The organism is Rhizobium sp. UBA1881 (assembly GCF_002338015.1).
GTDB lineage: Bacteria > Pseudomonadota > Alphaproteobacteria > Rhizobiales > Rhizobiaceae > Rhizobium.
This window is the reverse complement of record NZ_DDHH01000036.1, coordinates 1-8,194: the sequence shown is the minus strand read 5'-3', so window position 1 is coordinate 8,194 and position 8,194 is coordinate 1. Positions and strand designations below refer to the sequence as shown.

The following is an 8,194-nucleotide window of genomic DNA, read 5'->3' as shown; positions in this document are numbered from 1 at the left end:
CGCTCTTCCGATCTGCGCCGCCGATGCGCTCGTGATGCGGATTGGCCCACCATGCGGCGATATCCTTGTAGCGAAACACCCAGGGCTTGCCGGCGAGACCATCGGTGATCGGGCTGCGCTGCCGGGCTTTGCGGGCATCGTCATCCGCGTAGTACCAATCGAAGCCCTCGCCGGAGCTGATCGCCGCCGTGAGCGCATTTCGATCGTCGGCAAGCCGGAAGCCATCGGGGTTGGCGCTGGCCATATCGTCGTCACGCCAGTCGGCGAGCGGCGTGTAATTATCGATTCCGACGGCATCGATATCGGGCGAGGCCCAGAGCGGATCGAGATGGAAGTAGACATCGCCGCTGCCATCGGCCGGGTGATAGCCGAAATACTCGCTCCAATCGGCGCCATAGGTGATCTTCGCCGCCGGCAGCAGCGCCTTTACGTCCCCCGCCAGCCGCACCAGCGCCTCGACGAAGGGAAAGGCATCGCCGCCATCACGCAGCTGCGTCAGGCCGCGCAGTTCGGAGCCGATGAGGAAGCCATCGACCCCGCCGGCCAGACGCGCCAGTTGCGCATAGTGCAGGACGAAGCGCCGGTAGCTTTCCTCGCCGCCGAGATAGGTCACGTGGCCGTTCGCGATCGTGAAATCGCCCGCCTGCGCATTGCCGGCAAAGGCCTGCACCTGCCCGCGCGCGATAGCCGTCCGATCGGCGCTGGCAGGCCGCCCCGGTGCAGGATCGCAGGTGATGCGGCCGCGCCAGGGATAGGACGCCTGTCGCGCGCCGCCATAGGGATCGGCAAGCGCGTTATCGGCGGGAATGTCCATCATCACGAAGGGATAGAGATAGACCTTGAGACCCCGCGCCTTGAGATCGGCGATCGCCGACAGCACGCTGGCATCATCGGGCGTTCCGCCATAGGCCGGGCCGCCATTGCTGCGGCTGACGAGATGCGCCGCGCCGCGCCCGATGCCGGAGACCGACCACGGCCTGCTTTCCTCCGCGCGGCTCGCCACCTCGACGCCCGGCACCACGCGGCATTGGCCGGCGCGCAGATCGGTGCCGAACCAGGAGACGACGAGCGCCACGCGCTCGAGATTGGGGCAGAGCGCCATCAGCTCGTCGATCGAGATATCCCAATCGCTCGTGCCGCGCAGGCTGTTGCGGTTGAGAATGTGGGCGCTGCCGGCGCCGATACTTTCCGAGACCTGCGCCAGCTGATAGCCATGCTCGGTGGCGCCGGGGATGATGCAGACGGCCCTGATCTCACTCTCGAGCTCACCGACCGATCTTACGACCTCGAACTGCAGCAGCGGAATGCGGTTTCCATAGGCATCGAGCGGCAGCCGCTCGAAGACGACATAGGCAAGTCCGCGATAGGCCGGCGCATTGCCGGCCCCCTGCTTGGCCTCGATCAGCGGGTCCGGCAGTTGCGCCTCGTCGCCGCGATAGACGCGCATCTCGATCCTCGTCAGATCCAGTTCCTTGCCATCGGCCCAGACACGCCTGACATGCCCGATCGGCCCTTCCGCGAGGCCTACCGCGAGATTGGCGAAGTAGCGGAAGCTCTCGACACGGGTGCCGCCGGTGGCCTTGCCGCCTTGCCGCTCGCTGGTCACCTCCTCCTCGAAGCGCGTGGCCCAGATCAGCGTGCCGCCGACGCGCACACTGCCATAGACGCGGTTGATCGCCGTGCCCTCGTCGGCGCCGGGAATGCGGGCGCTCGACAGATGCGCGCCGCGCACGGTGGAGTGCCCGTTGATCAGCGCATGGTCGACGACACTTCCGGCAAGCGCGCCGGCCGCGCGGCCAATGATGGCGCCGACAGGACCGAAGACGCCGCCGAGTGCCGCGCCTGCGGCCTGAAAGAGGAGCGTTGCCATCTATCTCTCCGGAAAACGAAAGACGTCCGATATGCGCCGACGCCAGCTCGGCACCAGCGGCGAGGTCACCACCGCCGCCTGCTCGTAGGCATGGATGAACTGACGCTCGCCAGAGAGGATACCGGCGTGCTTGGCGGCGAGCTGCGGGCGCCAGCGAAACAGAATCACGTCGCCGGGCCTCGCCTCGACAAGCGGCAGTGGCGGGCCGAAATGCCGGAGTGCGGCCTCCATCAACCGATCCCCGCCGCCGCGCTCGGCCCAATCGGGCGCATAGGGCGGCGGGCGCTCCGGCTCGGTTCCATAAAGCTCACGCCAGATACCCCGGATCAACCCGAGACAATCGCAGCCGACGCCCTTGAGCGAAGCCTGATGCCTGTAGGGCGTGCCGATCCAGCCTTCGGCCAGCCGCAGCACTTCGCTTGCTATATCTGTCATTTGAACAGCGCGCTCCCGTCGTGAAGGGTCTCACCATCGGCATAGGTGTAAGCGAAATCGGTGCCGGGGATGTGCGGGAAACCGCGGAAATTCAGGTGGTTGGCGAATTTCGTTCGGCAGGTGGAGAAGGCCTTGTCGCAGCCCGCCGTCAGCGCGACGCGATCGCCCGCACTTGGCGTGGCCTCGAGCGGCAGCCAGAGGGTCACCTCCAGCAGACCGTCCTTCACCGCATGCGTCTCGATCTCCAGCCGCTGGCCCTGATTGTCGCCATCGAGAAAACCGAGCACGCCGAAACGGAAGAAGCCGTCGGGCACGGCCCTGATACCCGAGAGCACAAGCCGGCTGGCATCCGCCACCGAGACCACCACGCCTTCGGCGCGCATCGCGGGTGCCGAGAGATCGACGCCGCATCTGCTATCGCCAAGCGTCGCGTCGCAGCGCCGGCCATAGACGCGACCCTGCGGCTCGCCGAGGCGGCTGGCGAAGCTGCGCAACTCCGCCTGGAACTGGCCGGCATCGCGCGTGACATCGCCGATCTCCTGCACCTTCAAAAGCATGTGCTGCTCGGGGTCCGCCCAGTTGACGAGATGGACCTCGACGCGGGCGCCGTCATAGCGGCCACGCGTCAGATCTTCCTCGGTGATCGCCGCGCTGGAGAAGCCACCGGCGACATCGCTGGTGGCGGCAGGCAATCCCGCTTCCTCTTCAGCGGCACTGGCGGAAAAGCCGCTCGCCGCCAGGAAGGTGGTACCCGCGAACGCCAGGTCGTGATCGTGTTCGGTAAACCCAAGCACGACGCCATCGCGGCGCGTCACCCGCCAGGCGTGGCAGAGCGTCGTGGCGTCAACGGCAAGATGCGCGGCGAGCGCGTCCGGAATATGCCTCATGGCATGATCTCCATCAGCGGAATGGTGGGAATGCGCCCGGCATTGAAGGCCGAGAGGTTGACGTCGATGCGCCCGGTCGCAAAGCGCACCGGCACGTCGAACAGGAACCCCGCCGTCACCGACGCACCCTCCGGCGGAACGGCATCGGTCGCGAAGGTGACGATGCCGGTTACGGGATCGCACACGAAGGCGGACGACGGCTGCGGCACGCCATCCACCGCGACGACCACCGAGCCCTCGACGGGCTTCGCAATCCGGCGCGTGCTGCTGGCCCCGGCATCGCCATAGGTCTTGGCGAGCGGGAACGCGACAGTCACGCCATCGCCGATGCCGATCGGCTGGTCGCCCGATCCGATCTCGGCGCCGGGCCGTGTCGAGGTGAAGTCGATCGGATCGCGAAAGCGGAAGCCATAAAGCTCACCACTGCGGGCCTCGAAGAATTCCAGCACCTCATAGAGATCCGCCACCGAACGCAGGCCGGAGCCCGCATCATAGCTGCGGCGCGCATCGCGCCAGCGGCTGTTGCGGCTTTCGCGGCCATTGGAGAGATTGACGATATCGGTGCGCCTGATAGGCCCGCCGCTCGTCGACAGCGACAGGCGCAGCGGAAAGCGCACCTCGTGGAAACCCGGTGTCATTACTCTAGCCTCACAGGTTGCGCTGGCCGCGCATCGCGGTGCGCGCCAGCATCGAGGAAATCTGCGCCTCGCTCTTTCGGAAGCTCTCGGCATCCGTCGCGGTGACATTGAAGACGATCTGCGGCTGCGAGCCCGCCCCTGAAGCGGCGACGCCGAGCGAACCGTCGGCACCGCGCCGCAAGGGCAGGATCGCCTCGCTGCCCGCCTCGCCCATCAGCCCCATGTCGCCGCCAAGCGGAAAATAGGTGGGCTGCGAGACGACACCTCCATCGGCGAAAGGCAGCAGCTTGCCGGCGCCGCCGAGGAGGCTGGAGGCGGCGCCCGAGAGCATCGTCTCCAGCGGCTTCAATCCAGCCTGCAGCGCGATATCCGTCATCCGGTTGGCCAGCCCACGCAGCACGTCATCGAGCCCCTTGCCGCCCGAGACCGCGCTGCGCAGCGCGCCTGAGAGCGCCGAGCCGAAGGAGCGCGAGCGGCCCTCCAGATCGTCGAGCGTACGCCGCAACGTCGCCGCTTCGTCGGTCATGGCGGAGAGGTCGGTCTGGTTATCGGTCATGGTCGTTCCTCGTGTCGGATGGTGACCGGCGATCCGGAAAACGGGCCATCAGCCCATCGAGATCGGCGCGGGAGACGGCCGCGCGCGGCGGCGAAAGCCCGCCGGCGGCTGCGTGAAACTCCACGGGCGTCATCGCCCAGAAGGATTGCGGGGGAAGCCGCAGCAGGCAGAGACCGACATGCAGAACCCGCGCCCAGGGGAAAGGCGTGGGCCCCGCATTGTCCGTCGTCTTGATACCCGCTGCGGCTACAGGGGGCGCGCGGAGGCGTCCACGCCATCCCCCGAAAACGTCGCCGTCAGCAAATCGCCGACGATCACGGCATAGCCACCGATGCCGCCCTCGATATCGGCCTCCGCCACATCCTCGTCGGAATAGAGATTGCCGCCGCCGCGCAGGCCGGCGCCGATGATGCGGATCATGTCCGCCGCCTTCAGCCGGCCGCCGGAGAAACGTTCCGCCAGCCCATTCAGGCTATCGACCGAAAACGCCGTCTCGAGCTCGGCCAGAGCTCCCAGCGTCAAGCAGAGAACCCGCCGCTCGCCGTCAATCTCGGCCTCGATCTCGCCACGCCTGCGATTGGCCCTTCGTCCTTCCGCTTGTCCCACTGCCGTGCGGGCCGCCATCACAGCGCCTCGAAGGTGATCGCGCCGGCCGATTCCAGCGCCAGCTCGAACATCACCTCGCCATTGTACTGGCCCGAATATTCGAGCGCGCTCGCCTGGAACGGCCCGGTGACGCTGCCGAAATCCGGCACGACAATCTGCCAGCTCAGGATCGAGCCATTGAAGAAGGCTTTGCGCACCAGCTGGTCGGAGGCCGCGTCCTTGAAGATGCCTGCCCCCGAAACCGAAGCCCGCTGCACGCCGGCGCCGCCCAAGAGCTCGCGCCAGCGCCCGGCGCTTTCGGCATCGGTCACATCCACCGTCTCCGCATTGAAAGCCAGCCGCTTGGAGCGCAGCCCTGCCACCGTTTCATAATCCGTGCCGTTGAAAACCCTCAACAGCAGATCCTTGCCCTTCTGCGCCACCATGGCCTCATCCCTTCCGTGAAAAAAGGCGCCCCGATGGCACGCCCGTGATGTCATCGACTTGTCACTTTCAACCTGCCGGCGAAGATGCTACGACCGCTTCGATCCCTTCCCCTCGCCGAAATCACACCATGCCCGGGCCTTTTCCCCTGCGTTCGACACAGTTGATTGCCGTGCTCACCGTGACGCAGCTCATAGGCTGGGGCACGACATTCGACATGCTCGGCGTCATGGGTCGGGTGATCGCGCCCGATCTTAGGCTGGCGAACGAGATCGTCTTCGGCGGCCTGACCGTGATGATGGTCGTGCTTGCGCTTCTCGGCCCGACGATCGGCCGGCTATTGCAGCGACACGGCGCCGTGCCCGTGCTTGCCGCCTCATCCGTCACCTTCGCCGCCGGCCTTCTCATGCTGGCCGCGACAGACGGCATCGTGCTCTACACGATCTCCTGGATCGTCATCGGCATCGGCGGCGCGCTCGGCCTGACGACGCCGACCTATACCGCCGTTGTCGAGCGCGAGGGCTTAAACGCCAAGCGCGTGATCGCCATCCTGATGCTGTTCACCGGGCTCTCCAGCGCGCTGTTCTGGCCGATCCTCAGCCTGCTCGATGCCCAGTTCGGCTGGCGGATCACCTTCGTCATCTGCGCGGCGCTACAGTTGTGCGTCTGCCTGCCGCTCTATCTCTTCGGCCTGCCGCGTCCGGCCGCCACGCAAGAGGGATCCGCCGAAATGCATGCGGCGCCGGTCGATCTTTCTCCCGATGATCGGCGCAAGGCCTTCCTGCTGCTTGCGGCCGCAACGACGCTATCAAGCTTCGTCACCTTCGGCCTGGCGCCATCGCTGCTGGAGGTCCTACGCCAATACGGCGCCTCGCCGGTGCTTGCGCTGCAGCTCGGCTCGGCGCGTGGGGTCATCGGCATAACGGCGCGCGGCATGGACATGCTGCTCGGCAAGCGCGGCAACCCCATCGTCAGCGCCATCGCCGGGATAGGGCTGATGGTGGCGAGCTTCGGATTGATCCTCATCGTCGCGCCCTCGACATCGCTGCTCGTCGGCTTCATCGTGATCTACAGCTTCGGCGCCGGCGTCATGGCGGTTGCCCGCGCGCTGCTGCCGCTGGCGCTGTTTTCGCCGCGCGAATACGGCCTGCAGGCCGCACGCCTCTCGCTGCCGCAAAACATCGCGAACGCCGCCGCCCCCATCATCTTCACCGCCATCCTCGACCGCGCCGGCGCCGGCATGGTGATGGCCCTTTGCTGCACGCTCGCAGCACTCGCCTTCGGCCTCGTGCTGATGCTGGCAAGCCTCATCCGCCGCGCGAAGCCGGTTGCTCAGGTCGCCTGAGCCAGCGAGTACGTCGCAAACTCAGCTAGTGACAGCCTCCGTCACTGCCCTGAATCGGATCTCGGCGACATGCAGCCTTGTCTTCTGTTCGCGTCGAGTGCGTGTCGAAAGATGTAGCAGGCCGACAAGGTGGTGCGTTTCCAGCAACAGCGGCGCGTCGTGCAGCAGCATGCGCAGGCGCTCGGCGATCGTCGCGGCCTCTTTCCGGCCGCCGGCGTCGGTCCAGATCTCGAGCGTCAGCAGATGCTCGGCGCCGGTTTCGGTCACCGTCGAATAGTCGTTGCTTGCGATGTCGGCGACGATGACGGCGGGGAGTTTTCGGCCGGAGACCAGGCGGTCGCGCAGGCCTTCGGGGCCGATCATGGTCGACAGGTCCGCATCGTCGGCGAGGCGCGCCTGGATCGCCGTCAGCAATTGGTTGGCGGCGCTCATTGGGCTTCCTCCTCGCACAGGCAGACGAGATAGTTGCCGCGCTCATCCGGGTCGCGCCAGACGCGGATCGCAAAGATGCGCGCGCCCTTGCGCAGCCGCATGCCGGCTTGGATATCGTGGCGAAAGCGCAGCCAGATGCGGTGGGTCAGCGTGAAGACATCGGCGCCCGCCTGTTCCTCGCGCAGTTCGCTGACCGGTTCGATACGGGCCCAGAATGAGGCGATTTCGGTGAAGGATACTGTGGCGCCGCCCTGCCCGTCCGGCATCTCCACCGGCGCTTCCAGCGCCAGCCGCGCGGTCATCTGACCGGGGTCGAAGAAGACCGAGCGCATCAGAGCCTCCTAATCATGAAGGGCGCGATCAGGCGATCGTAACCCGAGGGAATATCGGCCGGATGGTCGTCGACCGCGACCGTGCCCCGGAACGCGAACATCTGCGCGACATGCATCAGCATCGCCCGCTTCAGCGTATCCGGCACCTCGGCGCCGCTCTCGCCGAAGCCGACGGTGAAGTCGATCTCGATGCCGTTGATGGGCTGGCTAGCGCTAATGGCTCGGCCGAGCAAGAGGCGCGCCGGGCGGGCGTGGCCGTCGAGGATGTGGCCGGTCAGCGGGAGATGACACTCTTCGCCCGAGGCGTCGTAAAGCGTCAGGCTTTCAATGACTTGGACGGGGCCTCTCGCGATTTGAATCACGCCGTCTTCAGGAATTGAATCAAGATAGAGACGCCAGGTCTGGGTGATGAGGCTGAGGCCGGTGGTGCGCTCGAGATGTTCGCGGGCGGTGCGTATAAGGGAGATAAGCAGCGTGTCCTCGTTTGTGTCGTCGAGGCGGAGGTGGGATTTGGTCTCGGCGAGGGTGATGGGTTCGGATGCGGGTGGGGTGATGAGGGCGTAGGTCATTGTGGGTTCCTGGTGATGTGGGTGTGGTGGGTGTGCCGGGTGGGTGCCTTTGAGAGGCTGGAGCAAGTGGCCCCTCATCCGCCTGCCGGCACCTTCTCCCC

General features: G+C 66.4%; 12 protein-coding genes. 1 reads left to right on the top strand and 11 read right to left on the bottom strand.

The window, feature by feature from the left end; all coding sequences use genetic code 11:
* The 8 genes from B3605_RS03535 to B3605_RS03500 form a co-directional block, all read right to left on the bottom strand.
* A partial coding sequence (locus B3605_RS03535; RefSeq protein WP_296432292.1) for a baseplate multidomain protein megatron occupies positions 1-1,870 on the bottom strand: 1,870 nt, incomplete at its 3' end.
* Positions 1,871-2,305: an NlpC/P60 family protein gene (locus B3605_RS03530; RefSeq protein ID WP_112943719.1), complete on the bottom strand. Its 435-nt coding sequence runs from the start codon at positions 2,303-2,305 to the stop codon at positions 1,871-1,873.
* Positions 2,302-3,192, bottom strand: coding sequence for a DUF2163 domain-containing protein (locus tag B3605_RS03525; protein WP_112943720.1), 891 nt, complete (start codon positions 3,190-3,192; stop codon positions 2,302-2,304). The genes B3605_RS03530 and B3605_RS03525 overlap by 4 nt, the downstream gene beginning before the upstream one ends.
* Positions 3,189-3,830 carry a DUF2460 domain-containing protein gene (locus B3605_RS03520; RefSeq protein WP_112943721.1) on the bottom strand — a complete coding sequence of 214 codons (642 nt, stop codon included), beginning with the start codon at positions 3,828-3,830 and terminating at the stop codon, positions 3,189-3,191. The genes B3605_RS03525 and B3605_RS03520 overlap by 4 nt, the downstream gene beginning before the upstream one ends.
* A 10-nt stretch (positions 3,831-3,840) precedes the next feature.
* Positions 3,841-4,386 (bottom strand): phage tail tape measure protein, encoded by a 546-nt coding sequence (locus B3605_RS03515; RefSeq protein ID WP_112943722.1) that lies wholly within the window; start codon positions 4,384-4,386, stop codon positions 3,841-3,843.
* The gene (locus B3605_RS03510) at positions 4,376-4,621 is read right to left on the bottom strand and encodes a rcc01693 family protein (RefSeq protein ID WP_112943723.1); all 246 of its coding nucleotides are present in this window, start codon (positions 4,619-4,621) and stop codon (positions 4,376-4,378) included. Before B3605_RS03510 ends, B3605_RS03515 begins: the two co-directional genes overlap by 11 nt.
* 11 nt (positions 4,622-4,632) lie before the next feature.
* Positions 4,633-5,010, bottom strand: a complete 378-nt coding sequence (locus B3605_RS03505) for a gene transfer agent family protein (RefSeq protein ID WP_112943724.1) — start codon at positions 5,008-5,010, stop codon at positions 4,633-4,635.
* The gene (locus tag B3605_RS03500) at positions 5,010-5,417 is read right to left on the bottom strand and encodes a phage major tail protein, TP901-1 family (RefSeq protein WP_112943725.1); all 408 of its coding nucleotides are present in this window, start codon (positions 5,415-5,417) and stop codon (positions 5,010-5,012) included. Before B3605_RS03500 ends, B3605_RS03505 begins: the two co-directional genes overlap by 1 nt.
* A 128-nt stretch (positions 5,418-5,545) precedes the next feature.
* Between B3605_RS03500 and B3605_RS03495 the strand changes: the two genes are divergently transcribed.
* A complete protein-coding gene (locus B3605_RS03495) occupies positions 5,546-6,760 on the top strand; it encodes an MFS transporter (protein ID WP_112943726.1) in 1,215 nt (404 codons plus the stop codon).
* 21 nt (positions 6,761-6,781) lie between these two features.
* Here B3605_RS03495 and B3605_RS03490 read toward each other — a convergent pair whose 3' ends face one another.
* Genes B3605_RS03490 through B3605_RS03480 form a run of 3 tightly spaced genes read right to left on the bottom strand, consistent with a single transcriptional unit; the run spans position 6,782 to position 8,093 of the window.
* Positions 6,782-7,192, bottom strand: a complete 411-nt coding sequence (locus B3605_RS03490) for a DUF3168 domain-containing protein (protein WP_112943727.1) — start codon at positions 7,190-7,192, stop codon at positions 6,782-6,784.
* The gene (locus tag B3605_RS03485) at positions 7,189-7,524 is read right to left on the bottom strand and encodes a phage head closure protein (protein WP_112943728.1); all 336 of its coding nucleotides are present in this window, start codon (positions 7,522-7,524) and stop codon (positions 7,189-7,191) included. Before B3605_RS03485 ends, B3605_RS03490 begins: the two co-directional genes overlap by 4 nt.
* Positions 7,524-8,093: a head-tail connector protein gene (locus tag B3605_RS03480; protein WP_112943729.1), complete on the bottom strand. Its 570-nt coding sequence runs from the start codon at positions 8,091-8,093 to the stop codon at positions 7,524-7,526. Before B3605_RS03480 ends, B3605_RS03485 begins: the two co-directional genes overlap by 1 nt.
* Positions 8,094-8,194 lie beyond the last annotated feature (101 nt).

Bases quoted from the DNA above. Each gene is read 5' to 3' on its own strand.
- B3605_RS03530 (WP_112943719.1), bottom strand. From the start codon at position 2,305: ATGACAGATATAGCAAGCGAAGTGCTGCGGCTGGCCGAAGGCTGGATC.
- B3605_RS03525 (WP_112943720.1), bottom strand. From the start codon at position 3,192: ATGAGGCATATTCCGGACGCGCTCGCCGCGCATCTTGCCGTTGACGCC.
- B3605_RS03520 (WP_112943721.1), bottom strand. From the start codon at position 3,830: ATGACACCGGGTTTCCACGAGGTGCGCTTTCCGCTGCGCCTGTCGCTG.
- B3605_RS03515 (WP_112943722.1), bottom strand. From the start codon at position 4,386: ATGACCGATAACCAGACCGACCTCTCCGCCATGACCGACGAAGCGGCG.
- B3605_RS03505 (WP_112943724.1), bottom strand. From the start codon at position 5,010: ATGGCGGCCCGCACGGCAGTGGGACAAGCGGAAGGACGAAGGGCCAAT.
- B3605_RS03500 (WP_112943725.1), bottom strand. From the start codon at position 5,417: ATGGTGGCGCAGAAGGGCAAGGATCTGCTGTTGAGGGTTTTCAACGGC.
- B3605_RS03495 (WP_112943726.1), top strand. From the start codon at position 5,546: ATGCCCGGGCCTTTTCCCCTGCGTTCGACACAGTTGATTGCCGTGCTC.
- B3605_RS03490 (WP_112943727.1), bottom strand. From the start codon at position 7,192: ATGAGCGCCGCCAACCAATTGCTGACGGCGATCCAGGCGCGCCTCGCC.
- B3605_RS03485 (WP_112943728.1), bottom strand. From the start codon at position 7,524: ATGCGCTCGGTCTTCTTCGACCCCGGTCAGATGACCGCGCGGCTGGCG.
- B3605_RS03480 (WP_112943729.1), bottom strand. From the start codon at position 8,093: ATGACCTACGCCCTCATCACCCCACCCGCATCCGAACCCATCACCCTC.